The sequence below is a fragment of the Kitasatospora sp. NPDC058965 genome, from assembly GCF_042741245.1.
Taxonomy (GTDB): domain Bacteria; phylum Actinomycetota; class Actinomycetes; order Streptomycetales; family Streptomycetaceae; genus Kitasatospora.
The window spans coordinates 1-21,558 of record NZ_JBHYKG010000139.1 but is presented as its reverse complement, the minus strand read 5'-3'; the positions used below and the strand labels follow the sequence as shown (position 1 = coordinate 21,558).

Below are 21,558 nucleotides of genomic sequence, written 5' to 3'. Positions count from 1 at the left end.
GGAGCAGCCCGCCCCCGCCGAGCCCCGGCCCGACCAGGCCGCCGACCGCTTCCGCGAACTGGCCCACGACCCGCTGCTGGACGACGCCGAGCAGGACGGCGCCACCGACCTGGCCGCCGCCTCCCGGGCGCACCGCCTGGCCCGCGCCTCCTTCGCCGCCGGCCGCGACCTGACCTCCTTCGACCGCTCCTTCTTCCAGCACGCCCACATCGGCGACATCCACCTCAGCCTGGCCGCCCGCCGCCCCACCGCCCTGGCCACCGGCCCGGTCCCGGACGCCGAGCTGCGCCGGGTCCGCCGGGTGTACCTGGAGCCCGCCGGCTACCGCGAGCTCCGGCAGGCGCTGCGCCGCCACCGCCTGCTGCTGCTGTCCGGCGCCCCCGGCACCGGTCGGACCTGCACGGCACTGGCCCTGCTGGACGAACTGACGGACCGTCAGCACAGTGACCGGGTCCTGCGGGTGGCCCCGGAGAACGGCGTACCGGCGATGATCGAGGGCGTCGCCGGGCAGCCCGGCCGCGGCCACCTGCTGGAGCTGTCCGGGCCCGCCCCGCAGGAGCTCGAACTGGACGCCCTGGCCGCCGCGCTGGACCGGGGCGCGGGCTACGCCGTGCTGCTGGTCGCCGGCACCGGCTCCCCCGCGCCCGCCCGCTACCAGCGCGCCTGCCCGCCCGCGCCCACCGAGCAGCTGCTGCGCGCCCGGCTCGCCGAGCAGCTCGCCGACCGCCCCGAGCTCGCCGACCGGGCCGCCCGGCTGGCCGACGATCCCCAACTGCGGGTGGCAGTGGGACTGGATCCGCTGCGCCCGGCCGAGGCCGAGCTGCTCGCCGAGCTGGTCGCCGCGCACCTGCTGGACCGGATCGACCTGGACGCCCTGCTGGACGGGTGCCGCAGCCTCGCCCCGCAGCAGGCCCGGGAGTGGTTCGGCGGCGCCGACCGCGCCCCGGTCGCGCCGGGCGCCGCGGCGGACCTGCTGCACCCGACCGCGAGCCGGATCGCGCTGGCCGCGCTCAACGGCGCCGATCACGGCACCGTCGCGGCCGCCGCCCAGTTGCTCACCTGGGAGCTGGCCGTCACCCGGGACCCGGCGACCACCCCGGCCCGGCCGCTGTTCGCCGACGACCCGGCCGCCGAACTCGCCCTGCTCCGGGCCGAGGTGCTGCCCGGCACGGTGGAGACCGCCGGGATCCCCGCTCCGGCCCGGCTGGTCCGGTACCGCGGCACCGCGCTGCCGGGCGCGGTGCTGGCCGAGCTCTGGGACCGGCACCACGGCGCCCGCGACCCGGTGGCCCGCTGGCTGCGGATGCTGGCGGACGACCCCCGCCCGCAGTTGTGGATCCGCGCGGCACTGGCCGCCGGCGAGCTGTGCACCCGCGACTTCGCCTACGGCTACGAGGAGTTGGTCCGCCCGTCGGCCACCGCCGGGACCCCGCGCCGCCGGGTCTTCGCCGCCCTCGCCCTCGACCAGGCGGCCCGCCACCCGAGCCACCGCCCGGTGGTGCACGCCCTGGTGGCCGACTGGGCCGCCGGTCCGGACCGGCGGCTGCGCTGGACGGCCGCGGTGGCGCTCGGCCACGGCAACGCCGCCGCCACGCCGGCCGCCGCTCTCGGCACGCTGGGCCGGATCGGCGCCGGCGAGGACAGCGCGCAGGCCGCCGTCGCCGCCGTCAACGTGGTCCGGCTGGCCTGCGGCGCGGACGACCTGACGGTGCTGCGGCAGCTCCGCGACTGGACCGGCGACCGCCGGCCCGCCTACCAGGACCTCGGCCTGCTGGCCGTCGTCAAGCTGGCCGGCACGGCGGTCGGCGAGCTCTGGGACGACGAGGCCGCACCCGACCTGGCCGACCTGCAGGAGCTCCCGCTGCCGCTGGCGCTGGCGCTGGCCCGGCCCGGGCGGGCCCGCCCGCTCGCCGACCTGCTCTGGACCGCGCTCGGCACCCCGCGCTCCTACCCGGCCGCCGAGGAGGTGCTGACCGACTGGCTGCGCGCGGCGGTCGACCCGGAGCAGCCCGAGCGGGCCGCCCGGCACCGGGCCGGCCTGGCCGTGCTGCTCCCGCTGCTCACTGCCGAGGTGCGCGAGCAGCGCCGACTGGACCACCTGCTGCGCCGGATGATGCACGACCCCGCCGACCCGCTGCCCACCGCGCGCGCCCGCGAACTCTGGCTGCTGGCTGCCCGGGAGCCCGAGGAGGAGAAGCCCCGATGAACGACCCGAACCTGCCCGACCAACTGCCCGGCCCGTTCCTGCGCGAGTACCGGCCGGCCGGCGGCGCCCGCCCGCAACCGGGGGCGCAGATCGCCTCCGTGGTCTTCTACGGCAACGGCGGCTACACCGTGGTGACGGCGCTGGGCACCGAGCACCACGGCAAGCGCTGGGCGGCCCGTCCCAGCACCGTCTGCGAGGTGGCCGAGGGCACCCACATCGCCCGGCTCGCCCTGGAGTTGCCGGCCGCCGGCGGCGCGGCCTTCTTCAAGGTCGAGGTCGACGTGCACTGGTCGGTGCAGGACCACCTGCAGGTGGTGCGCGAGCGGGTCACCGACGTGGCCGCCCGGCTGGAGGCGCCGATCCTGGAGCGGTTGCGCCAGGTCTCCGAGCACTTCGAGGTGCGGGCCGCGCCGGACGCCAACCGCGCGGTCGACCGCGAGGCGAGCACCGGCAAGTGGGACGACCTGGGCCACCACCTCGGCCTGCGGGTGCGGCTGTTCGTCCGGTTCACCACCGACGAGAAGACCCTCGCCCAGGCCGACGACAACCGGGACGCCACCTGGTCCGACGAGCTGCGCCGGCGCGAGCACGACCGCGAACTCGCCGACGAGCGGCGCCGGGTGGAGCTGCTGCAGATGCGGATGGCCGCCTTCCGCAGCATGGTGGACGGCGGGCAGTGGAACCAGCTGGTCTACATGCTCGCTGCCGAGCCCGAACAGGCCCGCGCCTACATGGAGTTGCTGCGCCAGGAGGCCCGGGCCGACCGGCGTGAGCTGCTCGACCAGACCATGCGGCTGATCGAGCAGGGGGTGCTGCAGTCGCCCGAGGTCGAGGAGCAGGTGCGCAGCCTGCTGAACGAGACCGGCCTGCGGGTCGAGGGGAGCCTGGGCCACCCGCCGCAGCGCGAACTGGCCGCCCCGGCCGAGCCCGGGCCCCGGGACCACCGGCCGAGCTGGCTGACCGCCGAGGACGAGCCGCCGCGCCCGCAGCGGCGCAGCGCGGCCTTCGACGACTGGGGTGAGGCCGAGTGACCGCCGCGCCCGACCCCGCCGCCGCACCCGTCCCGTCCGCGCCCGCAGCCGTACCCGCACCCGCCGCCCCGGCCGACCCCGCCGTCCTGGCCGAGCGCCTGCTGGCCACCGTCCGCGAGGACATCGGCCGGGCGGACACCAAGGCCGCGATCCTGCTGTCCGCCGCGCTCGCCCTGCCCGCCCTGCTGCTCGGCCGCCCCGCCGGGCCGCACCCGCACCCGCTCGCCGCCGCCCTGCTGGCGGTCGGCGGCCTGCTCTGGGCGGCGGGCACCGGCGCGCTGGTCCGGGCGATCCTGCCGCGGACCCGGACGCTGCGCCGCGGCCGCGGCGAACTGACCTACTTCGGCGACCTGCTGGAGAACGTCGAGGCGCCCGCGCTGGCCCGCCGACTGGCCGGGGCGGCCGCCGATCCGCTCGGCTGGGCCCTGGTCCAGGCCGTCGACGTCAGCGCCATCCTCGCCGCCAAGTACCGCTGGATCCGCTGGTCGGTGGCCCTGCTCGCGCCGGGCGCCCTGCTCACCGCGGCCGGCCTGCTGCTCGTCTGAACGTCCGTCACCCTCGCAAGGAGAGACCCCGTGGGACCCCTGGAGCCCCAGCCCGACGCCCGGCCCGCCCCGCGCGGCCGCGGCACCCCGCGCCGGCGCGCCCCGCTGCGCCGCGCCGCCGCCCTGGTCGCCGCCGCCCTGCTGCTCGCCGCCCCGCTCCCCGACCGGGCCGGCGCCGCCCCGGCCGACGATCCGTCGGCCCAGTCCGCCGCCGCCATCGGCCCGGTCAACTACGCGGTGGTGGTGGACGAGTCGGGCAGCATCTCCAAGGACGACCTGGCCCGCGAGAAGTCCGCCGCGCTGCGCATCGCGCTGGGCGAGCTGAGCGCCGCCTCGACGGTCACCGTGCTGGGCTTCGCCAGTGCCGACGACCCGTCCCAGCACGTGGTCGACGAGGTCTGCCCGCCGACCTCGCTGGACGCGGCCAGCCGGGACAAGCTGTCCGGCTGCGTCGACAAGCTGGCCGCCCGCACCCGGGACCAGGGCTGGGACACCGACTTCCCGACCGCCCTGGAGCAGGCCCGCAGCCTGCTGGTCACCGGGACCGACCCGGCCACCCCGCGGGTGGTCTTCCTGCTCACCGACGGCAAGCTGGACGTCCCCGACAGCCCGCAGTGGGGCGACCCGGACCACCGCAACGGCAACGCCCAGACCGCCCTGACGCAGACCCTCGCCAAGGCGGCGGCCGACAAGGTGCAGGTCTGGCCGCTCGGCTTCGGCAACGACGTCGACAAGGCCGAGCTCGACCTGATGGCCTCCTCGGGCTACCAGAACGGCTGCACCGACCTGCCCGACTCCAGGCCGCGCGCCACCGAGGTGCCCGACTCCGGCACGGTCGCCACCGCCCTGCAGACCGCCTTCGCCGCCGCCCACTGCCTGCGCAGCAGCGTCCAGCAGGGCCGCCCGCCGATCGACATCCCGGTCCGGATCTCGCCGCTCGCCACGGTGGGCAGCATCGTGGTGGACAAGGGCGATCCGGCCGTGACGGTGCGCTACTTCGACCCGGACAACCGCGAGGTGACCGGCACCGGCGAGGCGGACAACTCGAAGTTCGAGTACACCACCGGTCCGACCGAGGAGGCGCTGCGGATCACCGACCCGCGGCCCGGCCTGTGGCGGGTGCACCTGGACGCCCCCGAGGGGCACCGCTCCCAACTGGCCACCGTCAGCGTGCTCTGGCACGGCGAGCTGCGCAGTTCGATCGTGCTGGACCCGCCGTCCCCCCGCCCGGGGCAGCGGATGACCGTGTCGCTGCGGCTGCAGACCCGCCAGGACGTCCCGCTCACCGACGACCTGCAGGACGTCCAGGACCTCGCGGTGTCCGCCCGGTTGACCGGCGACGGGTTCGCCCCGGTGCCGCTGCGGCTGGCCGACGACGGCGCGCCGCCGGACGCCGCGGCCAAGGACGGGACCTTCACCGGCACCGTCACCGTGCCGGACACCGCCACCGGCCGGCTCAAGGTGGCCGCCACGCTGACCGCCAGCGGACTGACGGCGGACCAGGACCGCTCCGAGGGCTCCTGGATCGCCCCCGCCCAACTGCTGGTGACCGCCGCGCTCGCGCCGCCGCCGACCTCGGCCCGCACCTCCGACCACCTGACCGCCACCCTCGCGCTGCACAACGGCGACACGGTGCCGCACGTCCTGGGCGTGCGGATCGACGACGGCGGCGGCCTGCTCACCCCGACCCCGGCCACCGTGACCGTGCCGCCGGGCGGCTCGCCCACCGTCAGGCTCGACCTCGCGGTCGCCCCGCGCGCCGCCTTCGGCCGTCAACTGGGCCGGGGGTCGGCCGAACTCGGCGGCAAGGTCGTGGTGTTCGACACCACCGACCAGGGCCGGGTGCTGACCGAGCGGGCCCTGTCGGTCCGGGTCGTGCCGCGCCCGGGTTGGCTGGCCCAGTACCAGTGGTGGCTGGTGACCGGCGCGGTCCTGCTGGCCGTGCTGGTGCTGCTGCTGCTGTCGCTGCGCCGACTCGGCCGCGGCCGCCGCGACGCGGCCGGCCTGCAGCTGCGGCTGATCGGCGAGGACGGGCGCCTGCTGACCAGTCAGACGGCGAAGTCGGGACCGAACGGCTGGTTCGAGTTCGACGTGGTCGACCCGCGCGGCCCGCACCCGCGGATCCAGCGGCGCACCGGCGGCGCCTACAAGGTGCAGCGCGACGTGGACGGCGGCGCGGTGCTGGAGACCAGGGTCGGGCGCGGGCGCAGCAAGGTGCGGGACGACGCCCCGGTGCCGCTCGGCAACGGCCTGCTGCTCGGCCTGGGGGCCGAGGCCGCCCGGACCACCCGCCGCGGCCCCCGGCCGGCCCCCGCGCCCGAGCCCGAGACCAACCCCTACCTCTGACCGAACCGACCCTGGAGCGAACCCATGAAGATCTTCCAACCGATGCTGTTCGTCGGTCTGGGCGGCACCGGCGGTCTGGTCGGTGCCGAGCTGGAGCGCCGGCTGCGCGCCGAGCTCTGCGGCCCGGACGGCACCGCGATGAGCGACCTGGGCATCCTGCTGCCCTACCAGCTCCCGGACTGCCTGCAGTTCGTCTACGCCGACTTCAGCGAGTCGGACCTGGCCCGGCTGCCGCAGTTCAACGCCGACCCGGCGCTGCGCGCCGCCTACACCCGCACCTCGCGGGCCACCCACGACCTGCTGCCCAACTTCGACAGCTCGCCCGAGGTCACCCAGATGCTGCGGGCCAGGATGCGCGAGGAGGTCGGCCCCTGGCTGCCGCCGCGCGACGGCGAGCCGCGGGTCACCCCGCTGCGGCACGGCGCCGGCCAGTTGCCCACGGTCGGCCGGGCCGGCCTGTTCGGCACCCTGCGCAACGGCCTGGACCCGGTGCTGGAGCCGCTGATGCAGGCGATCGACGCGATCGCCCGCTCGGCCGGCGTGCTCAGCCAGATCGGCGGCGGCCCGCTCTCCGGGGTGGACGTGTTCGTCGCCTTCTCGGTGGCCGGCGGCACCGGTGCCGGGATCTTCCTCGACTACCTCTACCTGATCAACCACGCCTTCCGGGAGAAGCGGCTGGACGGCGTGAAGATCTACCCGCTGGTCGTGATGCCCTCGGCCTTCCCGCCCTCGGGCGGCGGCGGCCGGGAGGCCGAGCTCAACTCGGCCCGCGCACTGGTCGACCTGTTCCGGCTGGTGGACGAGCAGAACGCGCCCAACCAGGGCGCCGAGCTGGGCGACGACCTGGAGGAGGACGCCGGGCTGCGGATCGCCTACCCGCACACCGCCCCGATCCGGCTGCGCACCGGGATCCTGCCGACCGCCTTCCTGTTCAGCCGCACCGCCGGCATCCGCCAGGACGACCTGCGCCGCTCCATGGTCTCGCTGGTGATGTCGCTGATCGGCACCGAACTGGGCGACGGCCGGCAGGGCGGCCGCGGCCAGGCCAACGACGACTACCAGACCTTCGCGGCCAGCTTCATCAACCGCGGCGTGGCCCGGTCGGCCGCGGCCGCCTCCGGGATCGGCCGCCAGGGCGTGTCCACCGCGCTGGTCGCCTCGATGACCGCGCCGGTGGACGAGTTGGCGGCACTGGTCTCCGGCCGGATCCTGCGCGCCTCGGTGGAACAGCTGGGCCGGCGCGACCGGCCGGCGCCGCGCCCGCTGGACGACCTGGTCAAGGACATGTTCGTGGACGCGGGCCTGGAGGTGGTGCTGGAGCGCCCGCAGCTGCCGGTGCCGGCCCCCGAGCCGCTGCCGCGCGGCGGCGCGGCGATCGAGGCGGCGCTGTCCGTCCGGCTCGGTGACATGCAGACCCAGCTGTCCGACCTCGCCTACCAGGCCGGCCAGCAGTGCGCCGAGCTGGCCGCCGCCTTCAACCCGCGCCGGGCGATCGACCGGCTGCTGCAGGGCGGCGACCCCTTCCTGCTCGACAAGGTGGTGCACGGCAGCCCCGACGGCGGCGGCGAACTGGGCCGGCTCGGCTTCCTCGGCCTGCTGGACCACCGGGCCCGGATGCCCGCGCTGCCGGCCGGCGCCCGGGAGCAGCCGCCGTCCGCGCCGCGGATCCGCCGCCGGCTGGTCGGCCTGGCCTCCGCCCGCTGGGGCGACGACGAGGTGCAGGCCGTGGTCCGGGCCCAGGACGCCTGGTACCAGTGGCGCACCCGGGTGGTCTGGCACGAGGCGTGGAAGGACCAGCAGCAGCGCTGGGAGCCCACCGCCAAGGCGGCCAGCGCCGACGTGCGCCGACTGGTCTCGGCCTTCCGCCGCTACGCCGAGCAGGAGAGCCGGGCCTTCGCCGACCAGTCCCGGGAGCTCTACTCGGACCGCACCGGGGTCTCCTACCTGCTGCCGCCGCAGCGCGACCTGCAGCACTTCTACGACGACCTGACGACCCGTCTGATCGCCCGGGAGGGCCTGCGGGAGAACGAGGACGAGGCGGCGCTGCTGCAGCGGATGGTGGACGGCGGCGCCTGGCAGCAGGCCAACTCGATCAGCCGGCGCTCTCCGGAGGGCGCGGTCGGCGGGGTCAAGGCGCTGCTGGAGGGCGGCGTCAAGCGGCTCTTCGCGGAGAGCGGCGCGCAGTTGGAGGAGCGGCCGCTGCTGCCCTCGATGGGCGTGCTGCTGTCGGCGGCGGCCGGCAGCGAGGAGGCCGAGCAGCAGGTCTCCAAGGAGGCCAGGGACCAGTTCGCCCGCAAGCTGGCCGGGCTGCTGCCGGCCAGCTTCACCCCCGAGGGCACCGGTCCGCTGAAGGTGCTGATCGTCTACCCGCGGGTCAAGAACTCCGACGAGGTGGAGAACTTCCTGCGCCGGGAGCTGCGGCTGCCCAAGGACACCGCGGTGACCGTGGAGTACCGCGGGGTGGAGACCGAGTCGATCACCGTGGTGCTGTTCCGCAGCGAGATGAGCCTGTCCCAGGTGCCGGAGGCGCGCCGGGTGCTGCGCCAGTGGGCCCGGGCCAAGGAGTCGGAGCAGAGCGAGGACGTGCTGCGCTGGCGCCAGCGGCTCGGCCACCGGGACGACTGGCTGGTCTCCACCGACGCCGACCGCAGGCTGATCCTGCACCGGCTGCTGTGCGCGCTCTGGAACGGCCAGCTGGACGTGCTCGCGGGCGAGGAGGAGTCGCCGGAGCGGATCCGGGTGCGGCTCTTCCCCGAGCACGGCCCGGACGTGCCGGGCGTGCGGCTGCGGCTGGGCGAGTACCCGGACGCCGTCTCCAGCTGGGCCGAGCTGCTGCGGGTCTACGAGCGGTGGACGGTGCTGGACGACGAGCGCACGGTGGAGGACTACTGCCGCCGACTGATGGGCACCCAGCCGCTCGGGCTGAACCGCGCGGGCAGCAAGCCGCACCCGCTGTTCGTCAAGCTGGTCGAGGAGATCGCCCCCGAGCAGCGGCGCCTGCTGCAGGCCCGCCGGGAGCGGGACGGCGAGCGCACCGAGGGCTGGCTGCGGCCGCTCTGGCAGTTCTGGGCGGAGACCCTGCCGGCGGCGCTGGACCTGGAGTTCGCCGATCGGCGGGCCGCCCAGCCGAACCTGCGGATGCTGCTGGCGGCGATCCGCTCCGGCGAGCTGCAGCCGCGCACCGACGAGGAGCAGCCGGTGCGCCGCCCGGCCCGCCGCGCGGCGGAGCCGGACGACTGGGGCACCACCCCGCTCGACAGCGAGGGCGACGGCGGGGACCGGTACGGCTCCCCCGCGCCCGGCACCGGCCGCGACTTCTGGGACGGAGACCCCGAGTGACCACCAGCCTGCCCACCCCGGTCCTCCACTTCGACCTGCGCACCGACCCCTGGGACCCGGACGACCCGGACGGCCTGCGGCTGGCCCTGGACACCCGGCTGGCCGCGCTCGGCCCCGACCGCGGCCCCGACGGCGACGACCAGCGGATCCTGGTGGTCGACACCCCCGCCGGCCTGATGCTGCGCCAGCGCCACTACGAGCAGCTGCTGGGCTCGCGCCGGCACCGCGGGGTCCGGCTGCTCTGCCTGCTGACCGGCCCGCTGCCGCCGGCCGTGCCCGACCCCGCCGCCCCGGACTTCGGCGAGCGGGTCCTGGTCTTCCCCAGCCTGCTGCGCCAGGCCGAGGTCGGCCTGCTCTGGGCCGGCGACCTGATGGCCGGTCCGCCCGGGTACCGGGGCGCGCCCGACGACCCGCAGGCGCTGGCCCTGCTGGTCGACCTGCTGCTCGCCCCCGAGCTCTTCGACCAGGTGCTGGCCGCGCTGCGGGCCGGCGGCGAGGCGGCCGCCCCGGCCCTGCGGGTGCTGGCCCACGACCTCTCCCCGCAGGCGCGGGGCCTGGCCTGGAGCCAGGCACTGCTGCGCTTCGCGGGCAGCCACCAGGGCGGGCCGACCGGCTCCGCGAGCCGCCGCCCGGCCGAGCCCGCGCTGCTCGGCGAACTGCGGGCGGGCGGCCCGGGCGGCCGCCGGGCCGGCCGCGCCCACCGGATCCCGAACGGGCCGGCCGCCCGCGCCCACGGGGACTGCACGGCCGCGCTCCGGGCGGCCGAGCTGGCGCTGGACCGGTTCGGCGGCCCCGGCGGACTGCTCGGCGGCGCCGGACGGAGCGAGTTCGAGCAGTGCGTGCAGCAGGCCGAGGAGGCGCTGGACCGGCTGCGGGACTGCGCGGAGCGTGCCGTCCGCGCCGACCAGGGGCCGGGCACGACCCAGACCGCCGCCGAACTGACCGATCTGCTGGACCGGTTGGGTCTCGCCGTGGAGCCGGTGCAGACCTCCAAGGAGCGGATCGGCGGCGGTCTGCGCGACTACGCCCGGGCCCTGCTCACCGAGGGGCTGTCGCTCCGCGCGGCCGCCGAGCACTTCACCCAACTCGCCTCGCAGGTGGGCCCGCTGCCGGTGGGTCGGCTGCACCGGGAGCTGACCGGGCTGCGCCGGCGGCCGGCGGCGGCCGCGGAACCGGACCGGACCCCGGAGCTCGCCCCGGCCGCCGTCGGCCTGCTCTCCGGAGCGCTGGCGGCCCTGTGGAGCCTGCCGCTGGCCCTGCTCGGCCTGCTGGTCCCGGTCCTGCTGGCGGTCGCCTCGGTGGCGGCCGGCGACCGGCTGCGCGAGTCGCTCGGCGGGCGGCAGCGGGCGGTCCGGCTCGGCGCGGCCGGGCTGGTGGGCGCGGTGCTCGGGGCGCTGGTCGGCGGGCTCGCCCGGCCGCCCGCCGCGGTCGGCGCGCTGGGCCTGGTCCTCGGGCTCGCCCTGACCACCGGCGCGCTGCTGCGCGCCTGGCAGCGCCGGGCCCGCCGCTGGGGCCTGGCCGTGCTGACCCCGGTGCACGACGAACTGACCGGCGTGGACGAGCTGTTGCGGCAGCTGACCGAAGAGTGCTGGGCCGTGGAGGAACGCCGCTACACGGCGGACGCGGCCAACGCGGTGGTCGGGGTGCTGCGGGCGGCCGCGCTGGCCGCCGAGCGGGAGGCCGCGCTCGGCGACGCACCGCCCGCGCCCACCGTGCCCGGCCCGCCGCCCGGCCCCGCCCCGCAGCCGGGCGACCCGGCGGACGACTGGGACTGGGTCGGCGAGGAGAGCCGGGTCGACCTGCGGGTGGTCGACGCCCCGGCCCCGCCCCGGGAGTCCGGCCCCGAGGACACCGCCGCCGGGCCCGATCCGCGCTGGCTGCTGCGGTACAGCAGCGAGGGCGGCCCGGAGCTGGTCGCCACGCTGGCCCGCGACCTGGCCGACGCCACGGTGACCGCGCTGGAGCCGTACTGGCGCGCCATGACGCTCGGTCGGACCACCCGGCAGAGCGAGCAGCGCACGGCCGACCGGGTGGGCGAGCTGCTCGCGCTGGCCCGCCGGCACCTGCAGCGCAACGGCGTCCTGTCCGCGCCGCCGTTCGCCCAGCCGGAGCGTGGCGAACGGGCCGACCCGGCGGGCCTGCTGGGCCTGGACATCCAGCAGGTCGCCGACCTGGCGGGCCCGTTCGCCGACCGGCGGACCGTGGTCGAGCTGACCGGCGAGGAGCAGCACCGGCTGCTCAGTCCGGCGCTGGACCGGGTCGGCTGGCTGCACTTCGCCCCCGCCGCGCTGCACCCGGCGATCCGCGAGGTCACCGGCGGCGCGGCGCTGCGCGAGGGCAGCGAGGTGTGGACCGGCTCCAGCCGGTACGCGGGCCTGATCAAGCTGGTCCCGCTGCGCCCGGACGCGCTGCGCGCGGTGCGCCGGCGCGAGGACGGCAGCGGGTCGGCAGGGGGGTACGGGTGGTGAGCGATCCCGACGACCTCGCGTACCTGACCCCGGCCGGCAAGCGGCGCACCGCGGCGCTGCGGATCGGCCCCGAACTGGCGGCTGCGCCGCGTGCGTTGCTGCGCCGCCACGCCGTGCTGCTGGACCGGACCCGGCGCGGGCTGCTGGTCCGCCCGGTGGACGACCGGCCGCAGGCCCTGGACCTGTTGACCGCCCAGGTGGCGGTGGCGCTGCGGCTGCACCAGGAGTTCACCGGCACCCCGGGCGCCGAGCTCTTCCCCGACCCGATCGGCTACGACCTGGACGCGGCCGAGCCGTACGCCGTCTACCACTACCCGCGCGGCCGCCCGGTGGCCGCGCTGGCCGGCAGCTCGCTCACCGACCAGCGGATCATCGCCCGCGACCTGGTCCGGGCGGTCCACCTGCTGGAGACCCTGCGACTGGTCCACCACGGCATCACCCCCGACACGGTGCACTGGGACAACCGCGCGGTGCAGCTGTGGGGCCTGGAGTGGGTGGCCCATCTCGGCCACCCCCGCCGGGGCGGCGGTCCGGCCCCGTACGCGGCGCCGCAGGTCCGCCTCGGCCAGGGCGACGCCGAGCCCGCCGACGCGCTGTGGAGCTGCGCCCAGGTGCTGTACCGCCTGGTCACCGGGCGGGACGGCGAGGCCGACCGGGCCCCCGCCGACCTGGCCGAGTACCGGCTGCTGGAGCAGACCCTGGGCCCGGCCTTCGCCCCGCGCGCGGCCGACCGGCCCCGGCCGGCCGAGCTGCTGCGGCTGCTCGATCCCGCGGCCGCCGAACCGGTCCGGGTCGGCGAGCACCTGGGCCCGGACCGGGCCGGGTTCGACCGGGCCCTGGCCGCCCGGCGGGACCGGGCGGCGCCGTCCCCGGCCGGGTCGGAACCCGGCCCGGTGCGCTGCCCGGTCTGCCTGGAGCCGATCGCCTTCGACGAGGAGAAGCTGTTCGGCACCGACGCCCGCAACCAGTACGTCCGGCTGGACCCGGCCGCGCTGGCCGACGCCGTCGACCGCCAGGACCAGTTGGACGCGGCCCGGCAGCGCTGCCGGGCCAACCCCGCCTTCGAGGAGCACTACATCCCGGTGCCCTACCTGACCAACGGCCGCCCGCTGACCGTGGCCATGGTCGGCGAGACCAGCGCCGGCAAGACCAACCTGCTGACCCAGATCATCGGCGAGATCACCGACGGCCGGCTGGGCCCGCACGGGATCGACTGGCGGCCCGTCAACCGCGAGCAGACCGCCCGTTTCGCGCGGGAGCGGATCGCCCCGCTGCGCAGCGGCGCGGTGCTGGACCACACCGGCCGGGTCCGCGACCAGGTCGACTTCGTCGAGGCGCTGCTGCTCACCGACGCCCGCGGCCGCACCCGCCCGGTGGCCTTCTTCGACCTCGGCGGCGAGGACCTGACCCGCACCGACAGCCTGCTGCGCTTCCTGCTCGGGGTGGACGCGCTGATCTTCGTCGTCGACCCGGTGCTCGCGCTGCCCTTCCCGCAGTTGGACGAGGTGCGCGAGGAGACCGGGGTGCGGCTGCAGCCCAACGGTGACGTGGCCTTCGCCACGGTGCTCAACCGGCTGCCGCGCGAGGACGGCCGGCTGGCCGTGCCGGGCGCCGTGGTGCTCGCCAAGGCCGACCTGCTGAGGCTGGAGGCCCCGGTCGACCGCTGGCTCGGCGAGCTGCCGGCCGCGCCGCTCTCCGCCGCCCGGCTGCGCGCCGAGAGCCGGGACGTCTACGCGCTGCTGCACCGGCACGCCGGTCAGGCCTGGCTGCGCCCGTTCGACGCGCTGGCGCGCTGCACGCTGCACGTCGCCTCGGCCACCGGCGGCCGCCCGCTGGCCGGCCGCTTCCCGCGCCCGGTCCGGGCCCAGCGGGTGCTGGAACCGCTGCTGTCCCTGCTGGCGATGCACGGCATGGTCGAACCGGGCGACGGCCCGGCCGAGGAGGTGGGCAGGTGACCCGGGAATCGGGGCCGCAGGACCGGCTGGACCAGCTGGTGGTCCGCTGGCTGGCGGAGGGCCGGGAGGCCGACGGTCGGGGGCTGAGCGCGGCGGCCAGCTCCTGCGACCCGGCCCGCACGGACCGTCTGCTGCGCGAGCTCGCCCCGCTGCTGCGGGTCGAGGGCGGCGAGCACCGGCCGAGCCTGGTCCGGGTCACCACCGGCGTGCCGGGCGAGGTCGCGGTGATCCGACGCTGGCCGGTGCTGGACAGCACGCAGCGGCCGAACACGCTCAGCCACGCGCTGGTCGGGCCGGCCGGCAAGCTCTCGGTGCCGTTCTGCCTGATGCTGGACGACTGGTTCGCCGCCGCCCGGCCGGAGGCCGAACAGCGGCTCGGCCAGGTGCACCCGGTGCTCCGGGACCAGCTGCTCCCGTACGCCGACGACGCCTTCGCGCGGACCGCGGCGGCGCTGCCGACGGTGCGGGAGGCGCTGGTCGCGGCGGCCGCCGAGCTGCTGCGGGTGCCGCACTGCGAGCTCTCCCTGCTCCGCTCGGCGCTGCCCGCGGCGGAGCAGCCCGACCCGGCCACGCCGCTGCTGCTCGGGCTGGTCCGGATCTTCGGGAGCCTGCTGGAGCGCCACTGGACCTTCGCCACCTACGACACCCGGGACACCCACGGCCTGATGCTCACCGTGGTGCCGGAGTGGCTGCTCGGGACGGTCCGGGACGGGCCGGTCCACCGGGTGGACCCGCTGCGCCCGGTCGACGACGAGGCGCAGCGGATGGCGGAGGAGCTGACGGAGCGCCTGCTGGCCGATCCGTTCCACAAGGGCCCCGCGCTGCTCTCGGCGCTGCTGGACGACCAGGTGCGGGGCGCGGCGCCGCGGCCCCGGGACCGGGCGCCGCAGCGTCCGGCGCAGACCGCCGGGCCGGTGCTCGGGGACGACCTCGACGAGCAGCCGCTCTACCGCGCGGAGCCGGGCCTGCACACCCGGCCCGAGCCGCAGCCCGAGCCGCAGCCGGTGCCGGTGCCGGTGTCGGTGTCGGTGTCGGTGCCGGTGTCGGTGCCCGAGCCGGAACCGCACCTCCTTGCGCCGCACCCGGTCGCACCCGAGCCGGCCGACGAGGCCGAGGCGCTGCCGACCGGGCTGCACTGGCCCGCGCCGGAGCCGTCGTCCCGGATCCGGCCCGCGCCCGCGCCGGATCCCGCACCCGCACCCACGCCCAAGCCGGAACCCGAGCCCGGACCCGAACCCGCGCCCGAACCCGCGCCCGGACCCGGACCCGGGCTGACCGCCTGGGACCACCAGCTGCTGGCCCGCCTCACGCACGCCCGCGGCCACTGGCCCACCCTCGCCCACGCCCTGCACGACCTGCGCGACCCGGCCGCGGCCCGCCCCGCCGTCGCCCGCGCGGTCTGCGCCGAGGTGCTGACCCAGCTGCTCTACTTCTACCCGCCGCCGCACGACGAGGCCCCGCCCGCCGACCTGGTCGACCGGGCCGCCGAGGTCTTCGACCGGCACGTCCTCCCGCAACTCGCCGACCCCGTCCACCGGCCCGCCCTGGAGCGCCTCCTCGCGGCCCTGGTCGACCACCAGGAACCGGAGGCCCGCGCCCTGGTGGAACGCCTGGCCGACCTGACCCTGGCCCGGCACCAGCCGGTCCCCGAGTACCTGTGGCGCCACCTGGTCCGCGCCCTGCGCACGCCCCCGGCAGCGTCCGCTCGGCACGACTACCCCCCGCCCACCCCACCGCCCACCCCGCCGCCGCACCGGGTCCGGCCGCCGACCGAACCGCCCGGCTTCCTGCACAGCCACCCGCTGCTCGTCGTGGGGGTGTGCCTGGTCGCCGGGCTCGCGGTGCTGGTCGCCCTGGTCACGGCCCTCTGACTCCCCGTCAGGCCCGCGCCTCGCCCGACCGGCCCACCGGCGTTGCGACCGCCGTCGTCCCCGCCGAGCCTGGCGGGGACACTGCCGCCGTCCCGCCGGGAGCCGACCGATGCCCAGGATGACCGAATACCGCGAAGGCGTGCCCTGCTGGGTGGACCTCGACGCCCCGGACGCGGACCGGGCCTGCGCGTTCTACCACGACCTGTTCGGCTGGGAGTTCACCGACACCGGCGAGCCGGGCGGCCACTACCGGATCGCCACCCTGCGCGGACGGCGGGTGGCCGGGGTGACCGCCGTCCCGCCCGAGGTGCCCAGCAACTGGATCACCTACCTGGCCGCGGACGACGCGGACCAGGTGGCCGCCCGGATCCGCGACGCCGGCGGCCACCTGCTGCGGGAGCCGTTCGACGTCATGGACGCGGGCCGGGCGGCGCTGGCCAAGGACCCCGCCGGCGCGGTCTTCGGGCTCTGGCAGGGCCGCGAGCACGGCGGCTCGGGGCTGGCCAACGAGTCCGGCTCGTTCACCTGGAACGAGAACCTCTCCAACGACCCGCGCACCGCCCGGATCTTCTACACCCAGATCTTCGGCTACGACTACGACGAGATCCCGGGCCTGGACTACACCGTGATCAAGGTGCACGGCGCCCCGGCCGGCGGCATCGGCGAGCTGCCCTCGATGCTCCCGCCGGGCGCCGAGTCGTTCTGGAGCACCTACTTCGCGGTCACCGACACCGACATGGCGGCCGCCCGGGTGGTCGAGCTGGGCGGCGAGGTGCTGGTGCCGCCGACCGACTCCCCGTACGGACGGCTGGCGGTGGTGCACGACGACGCCGGCGCCTTCTTCTGCGTCATCTCCGCGCCGCGCGGCTGAGAAGGGGCCCCTGACCTCGTCCAGAGCGTGAACTCCGGGTTTCAGCGGGCCCGGCGGGCACGCTAAACTCAGCGACGATTGGTCTAGACCTCAATACTCGCTTCTCGGACGGTGGGTCAAGCATGGAGATTGTGATCGTTCCCGATGCGGCTGCGGGCGGTGAGCTGATCGCCTCGGCGATCGCGGACCTGCTCACCCGCAAGCCCGACGCGATGCTCGGTGTGGCCACCGGCTCGACGCCGCTGCCGATCTACCGGGCCCTGGAGGCCAAGGTGAAGGCGGGCGCGCTCGACGTCTCCCGGGCCCGGGTCTGCCAGCTGGACGAGTACGTCGGCCTGCCGGCCGGCCACCCCGAGTCGTACCGCGAGGTGCTGCTGCGCGAGGTGCTGCAGCCGCTGGGCATCCCTGGCGAGCGCTTCATCGGCCCGGACGGCGCCGCCGAGGACATCGCCGGTGCCGCGCAGGCCTACGACCGGGAGCTGGCCGCGGTCGGCGGCGTGGACCTGCAGCTGCTGGGCATCGGCACCGACGGCCACATCGGCTTCAACGAGCCCTGCTCCTCGCTCGCCTCGCGGACCCGGATCAAGACCCTGACCGAGCAGACCCGGGTCGACAACGCCCGCTTCTTCGACAGCCTGGACGAGGTCCCGCACCACGTGCTGACCCAGGGCATCGGCACCATCCTGGAGGCCCGCCACCTGGTGCTGCTGGCCACCGGCGAGGCCAAGGCCGAGGCGGTCGCGCAGACCGTCGAGGGCCCGCTCTCCGCCCTGGTCCCGGCCTCCGCGCTGCAGCTGCACCCGCACGCCACCGTGGTGGTGGACGAGGCCGCGGCCGCCCACCTCAAGCTGGCCGACTACTTCCGCGCCACCTACGCGGCCAAGCCCGACTGGCAGTCGATCTGACGACAGGTCGACATCGGGCTCCCCGGGCCGGCGCGGTGATCCACTCCGGCCCGCGCCGGTCCGGGCCGCGGGGTCGGCGACCGCCGCGATTTGAAGAATTCTTCAAGTTGCCGCGATGATGCTCCGCGTACCCGGCGCTTCGGCAGGAGGAGGCGGCATGCCGGTCCCGCTCTACCAGGCCAAGGCGGAGTTCTTCCGACCCTGGGCCACCCCGCCCGGATCCGGGTGCTGGAGCTGCTCCAGGACGGGCCCCGCCCGGTGCGCGAGCTGCTCGCCGAGATCGAGATCGAGCCGTCCAGCCTCTCCCAGCAGCTGAGCGTGCTGCGCCGGGCCCAGCTGGTCACCGCCACCCGCGAGGGGAACACCGTGGTGTACGCGTTGAGCACGCCGGACGTGGCCGAGCTGCTCCGGGCCGCCCGCCGGATCCTCACCGAGATGATCACCGACCAGGGCTCGCTGCTGGACCAGCTGCGCGAGCCGGCCGCCGCCCGGCGCGCCTCGTGACCGCCCGCCCCGCCGACGAGGCCGCGGACCGCGCCGCCGCCGCCCGGCACGAGGCCCTGATGGCGATCGCCGCCCGGGCCGTCGCCGACGAGGCGGTGCAGGACGAGCGGAGCAGGCGGAAGGCGGCGCTGGTGCGCGCCGCCATCTACATCGCCGGGACCCACTTCTTCGCGTTCTTCGTGATGCTCCTGTTCTTCCTGGGCGACCACGGGCGCTGAGCCGCCCGCGCCGGGCACGGGCGTGCGGACGGACGGACCCTAGGCCGCCCGGTGCCGCCCGCCGCCGCCCGTGGCCTGGTGCTCGGTGACCATCCGGGCGGCCAGCACCAGCATCGCCGCCACCGTGATCCCCCAGAACACGGCGAAGACCACCAGCACCCACAGCGTCTCCACCTGGGCGCCGACCAGCCCGAGCCCCATCGAGATCATCACCAGCACCACCACCGCCCCGGGGGTCACGTGGTAGAGCCGGTCGAGGATGTCGCGGAACGGGTGGATCTTCGCGGGCTCGCGGCCCGCCATCGGCTCCTCGGCCATCACCGGCCTCCTTCGCTGGGCACGCCGGCCGCCGGCGCGCGGGTGCCTTCCATGGTGCGCCCGTGCGCGTGTCGTCGCGCGCCCAGCGGCCGGGTACCGCTGAGATGGAGACCCAGTACAGGCCGACACCGGGAGCACGGATGGTCGCGAACACCCCACTGGTCATCGTCGGAGCGAGCCTCGCCGGAGCCCAGGCCGCCCAGGCCCTGCGCGCCGAGGGCTACCAGGGACCGCTGGTCCTGGTCGGCGAGGAGTCGGAACTGCCGTACGAGCGGCCGCCGCTGTCCAAGGGCTACCTGCTGGGCAAGGAACCGCGGCAGAAGATCTACGTGCACCCGGCCGAGTGGTACCCGGAGCAGCGGGTCGAGCTGCGCCTGGGCACCGCCGTGACCGCACTGGACCCGGCCGCCCACCGCCTCACCCTGGCCGACGGCTCCACCCTGGAGTACGCCAAGCTGCTGCTCACCACCGGTGCCCGCCCGCGCCCGCTGCCGGTGCCCGGGGCGGACCTGGCCGGGGTGCACTACCTGCGCCGGGTCGAGGACAGCGACCGGCTGCGCGAGCTGTTCCGCACCGCCGGTCGGATCGCGGTGGTCGGCGCGGGCTGGATCGGCCTGGAGGCCACCGCCGCGGCCCGCGCCGCCGGCGTCGAGGTCACCGTGCTGGAGGCGCTCGACCTGCCGCTGCTGCGGGTGCTCGGCCCCGAGGTCGCCACCGTCTTCGCCGACCTGCACCGCGAGCACGGCGTCGACCTGCGGTTCGGCGTCCAGGTCGCGGCCTTCGAGGGCGCGGACGGCACGGTCACCGGGGTCCGGCTCGGCGACGGCACGGTGGTCCCCGCCGAGGCGGTCCTGGTCGGCATCGGCGCGGCTCCCGCCACCGAGCTCGCCGAGGCGGCCGGCCTCTCCGTCGACAACGGCATCCTCACCGACGCCTCGCTGCGCACCTCCGACCCCGACGTGTTCGCCGCCGGCGACGTGGCCCGCGCCGCCCACCCGCTGCTCGGCCGCCCGATCCGCGTCGAGCACTGGGCCAACGCCCTGCACCAGCCCCGCACCGCGGCCCGCGCGATGCTCGGTCAGGAGGCCGTCTACGACCGCGTCCCGTACTTCTACACCGACCAGTACGACCTCGGCATGGAGTACACCGGCTACGTCGAACCCGGCGGCTACGACCGGGTCGTCTTCCGCGGCGACCCGGCCCGCCGCGAGTTCGTCGCCTTCTGGCTGGCCGCCGGCCGGGTGCTGGCCGGCATGAACGTCAACATCTGGGACGTCACCGACGCAATCCGGGACCTGGTCCGCTCCGGCCGCACCGTGGACCCGGCCCGGCTGGCCGACCCCCAGGTGCCGCTCGCCGAGGTCTGACGCGGCGGCGGGGTGCCGGGGCCGACCGGATCAAGGCCTTCGCCCGTGAGGCCAAGGTGTCCTCCGATGTCGTCGTCGGCCGGCTGCAACACGATGGCGCTCTCGGATGGAACTACGGCAGCGACCTCAATCTCGCCGTGATGCATTCCTGAAGACCCGTCACCGACCAGTTCTCCAGCGCCTCGTCCCGAGGGCAATGTGGTGGGACAGCTCTCCGCGCTGAGAGTGTGCCGGCGTTACCCACGGCCAGCTCTGGCCTCCCGATGGTTCGGGGTCCTCAACTCCGTTGGAGTTGAGGACCCCGAACCGCCGCAGACAGCGCGACTCCAGTCGTGACGAAGAGGCTCCGTCCGTCTACCAGTCGTCTCCAACGGGTAGCGGTTCGTCGTCGTCGAAGACCGGGAGCATGGGGTTGAGGTCGGCCGGGATCTCACGGAAGGCTGTCCCGGGTTCCTTCACCACACGCAACGGCGGTCCCGCGTACCAGCGGTACGGCTTGCTGAGCAACACCGGATCGAGCAGGTCCTTGACGGCGATCAGCCGCTCGTCGGTGAACCCGCTGACACGGTCGGCCCCGAGAAGAAGCAGCCCCTCGGACTCCTCCAGCCCAGGGACAGCCCGGATCTCGATGCCTGCCTGCGCTGCTCGCTCGCGAACCCGCGGCAGGCCTCCCAGGCTGCTCAGGTGACTGGTGGTCAGGAGATTCGCCCAGTAGTAGCCGCGAGGATGCATGGCAGCCTGCAGCTCGCCGACGTCCGTGGACACTGCGCTGTAGTGCTCGGTTGGCGGCTGCCCCATGTTCCCCGGCCAGTGGTCCAGACTGGCGCATCCCCATACCGCGCCAGCCTGCACCGCGCAAAAGCCAAGGAGGCCCGGCAATTTGTTCGCGACCTCGTCCGTGCCACCAGGCCCAAGAAGACTTGGAGGACATGCGAGTCGGCCGTTCCAGACCCTCTGGTCCTTGAACGAGCTATCAAGGCTGAGATCAAGCGCCACAAGCCTGCCGTCATTGTCCAGGCTCTCCCAGCCCACCGTCATCCGGCCGGCCAGCCCTGGTACGAAGACCTGAGACGCCTGTTCAAGCCCGTTCGGGCTGAACGGGAATGTAGCTGCGATATCGACTCCCGCTGCTGAAGAGACTGCTCTCCGCCGCAGCCCCGGACTGAACGAAGCAAGCACCTGTTCTGCTCTGTCGACCAGTTCCGGCAGTGCCTCAGGCACTTCGACCGGGCCGTTGGTCGAGGTCCAGAACACTCCCAGCGCTGGAACCCGCGGACGTCCCCCGCGCCGGGCCGCGCGGGCGAGGTACCAAGCGACCCCGTCGGCTTCTCTCCTGAGCATCATTCCTCCACTTCAGGGCTTCAGGCTGCCAGGGCGAAGGCCGCCCGACCCAACACCGCCACGGTCATCGCCGGGATCTCGACTTCGGGAGCCAGGGCCGCGAACAGCGCGAGCCCCACCAGAGCAAGGCCGCCTCCGCCGATCGCCAGGTCGTAGCCGGAACCGTCGGCGGAGTCCGCTACGACTGGGCGATGGTCGAGATCACCGGCGACGACACCCCGCCCGGCCATCAGAGCGGACACAGCCTCCTGCTCGTGCGCCGCCACCGCTACA

Annotated in this window: 15 protein-coding genes and 1 pseudogene; 13 read left to right on the top strand and 3 right to left on the bottom strand. The window is 75.8% G+C overall.

From position 1 onward, the window contains the following. The 12 genes and pseudogenes from ACFW1A_RS22615 to ACFW1A_RS22560 form a co-directional block, all read left to right on the top strand. Positions 1-2,206, top strand: a 2,206-nt coding sequence (locus tag ACFW1A_RS22615; RefSeq protein ID WP_380410946.1) for a hypothetical protein, incomplete at its 5' end; no start/stop codon positions are given. Further along, the gene (locus ACFW1A_RS22610) at positions 2,203-3,237 is read left to right on the top strand and encodes a hypothetical protein (protein WP_380410945.1); all 1,035 of its coding nucleotides are present in this window, start codon (positions 2,203-2,205) and stop codon (positions 3,235-3,237) included. The genes ACFW1A_RS22615 and ACFW1A_RS22610, both read left to right, overlap by 4 nt. Further along, positions 3,234-3,782 (top strand): Pycsar system effector family protein, encoded by a 549-nt coding sequence (locus tag ACFW1A_RS22605; protein ID WP_380410944.1) that lies wholly within the window; start codon positions 3,234-3,236, stop codon positions 3,780-3,782. Before ACFW1A_RS22610 ends, ACFW1A_RS22605 begins: the two co-directional genes overlap by 4 nt. Positions 3,783-3,812: 30 nt before the next feature. Beyond that, positions 3,813-6,128: a VWA domain-containing protein gene (locus tag ACFW1A_RS22600; RefSeq protein ID WP_380410943.1), complete on the top strand. Its 2,316-nt coding sequence runs from the start codon at positions 3,813-3,815 to the stop codon at positions 6,126-6,128. 24 nt (positions 6,129-6,152) lie between these two features. Then, a complete protein-coding gene (locus ACFW1A_RS22595) occupies positions 6,153-9,467 on the top strand; it encodes a tubulin-like doman-containing protein (protein ID WP_380410942.1) in 3,315 nt (1,104 codons plus the stop codon). Beyond that, positions 9,464-11,935, top strand: coding sequence for a hypothetical protein (locus tag ACFW1A_RS22590; protein WP_380410941.1), 2,472 nt, complete (start codon positions 9,464-9,466; stop codon positions 11,933-11,935). The genes ACFW1A_RS22595 and ACFW1A_RS22590 overlap by 4 nt, the downstream gene beginning before the upstream one ends. Next, positions 11,932-13,890 (top strand): hypothetical protein, encoded by a 1,959-nt coding sequence (locus ACFW1A_RS22585; RefSeq protein WP_380410940.1) that lies wholly within the window; start codon positions 11,932-11,934, stop codon positions 13,888-13,890. Before ACFW1A_RS22590 ends, ACFW1A_RS22585 begins: the two co-directional genes overlap by 4 nt. Further along, the gene (locus ACFW1A_RS22580) at positions 13,887-15,761 is read left to right on the top strand and encodes a hypothetical protein (RefSeq protein ID WP_380410939.1); all 1,875 of its coding nucleotides are present in this window, start codon (positions 13,887-13,889) and stop codon (positions 15,759-15,761) included. Before ACFW1A_RS22585 ends, ACFW1A_RS22580 begins: the two co-directional genes overlap by 4 nt. A gap of 118 nt (positions 15,762-15,879) precedes the next feature. Continuing rightward, positions 15,880-16,632 carry a VOC family protein gene (locus tag ACFW1A_RS22575; protein WP_380410938.1) on the top strand — a complete coding sequence of 251 codons (753 nt, stop codon included), beginning with the start codon at positions 15,880-15,882 and terminating at the stop codon, positions 16,630-16,632. A 122-nt stretch (positions 16,633-16,754) separates the two neighbouring features. Next, positions 16,755-17,537, top strand: coding sequence for a glucosamine-6-phosphate deaminase (gene nagB / locus ACFW1A_RS22570; protein ID WP_380410937.1), 783 nt, complete (start codon positions 16,755-16,757; stop codon positions 17,535-17,537). A gap of 157 nt (positions 17,538-17,694) precedes the next feature. After that, a pseudogene (locus ACFW1A_RS22565) lies at positions 17,695-18,041 on the top strand (ArsR/SmtB family transcription factor). Further along, positions 18,038-18,259 carry a DUF6126 family protein gene (locus ACFW1A_RS22560; RefSeq protein ID WP_380410936.1) on the top strand — a complete coding sequence of 74 codons (222 nt, stop codon included), beginning with the start codon at positions 18,038-18,040 and terminating at the stop codon, positions 18,257-18,259. Before ACFW1A_RS22565 ends, ACFW1A_RS22560 begins: the two are co-directional and overlap by 4 nt. A gap of 39 nt (positions 18,260-18,298) precedes the next feature. Here ACFW1A_RS22560 and ACFW1A_RS22555 read toward each other — a convergent pair whose 3' ends face one another. After that, complete coding sequence (locus ACFW1A_RS22555; protein WP_380410935.1) at positions 18,299-18,577, bottom strand: hypothetical protein; 279 nt, start codon at positions 18,575-18,577, stop codon at positions 18,299-18,301. 140 nt (positions 18,578-18,717) lie between these two features. On the opposite strand from ACFW1A_RS22555, the gene ACFW1A_RS22550 reads away from it, so the two are divergent. Next, positions 18,718-19,944 carry an NAD(P)/FAD-dependent oxidoreductase gene (locus ACFW1A_RS22550; RefSeq protein ID WP_380410934.1) on the top strand — a complete coding sequence of 409 codons (1,227 nt, stop codon included), beginning with the start codon at positions 18,718-18,720 and terminating at the stop codon, positions 19,942-19,944. 354 nt (positions 19,945-20,298) lie between these two features. Here the strand turns inward: ACFW1A_RS22550 and ACFW1A_RS22545 are convergent, their stop codons facing one another. Further along, positions 20,299-21,198, bottom strand: coding sequence for a hypothetical protein (locus ACFW1A_RS22545; RefSeq protein WP_380410933.1), 900 nt, complete (start codon positions 21,196-21,198; stop codon positions 20,299-20,301). 107 nt (positions 21,199-21,305) lie between these two features. Next, positions 21,306-21,558, bottom strand: a 253-nt coding sequence (locus ACFW1A_RS22540; RefSeq protein ID WP_380410932.1) for a hypothetical protein, incomplete at its 5' end; no start/stop codon positions are given.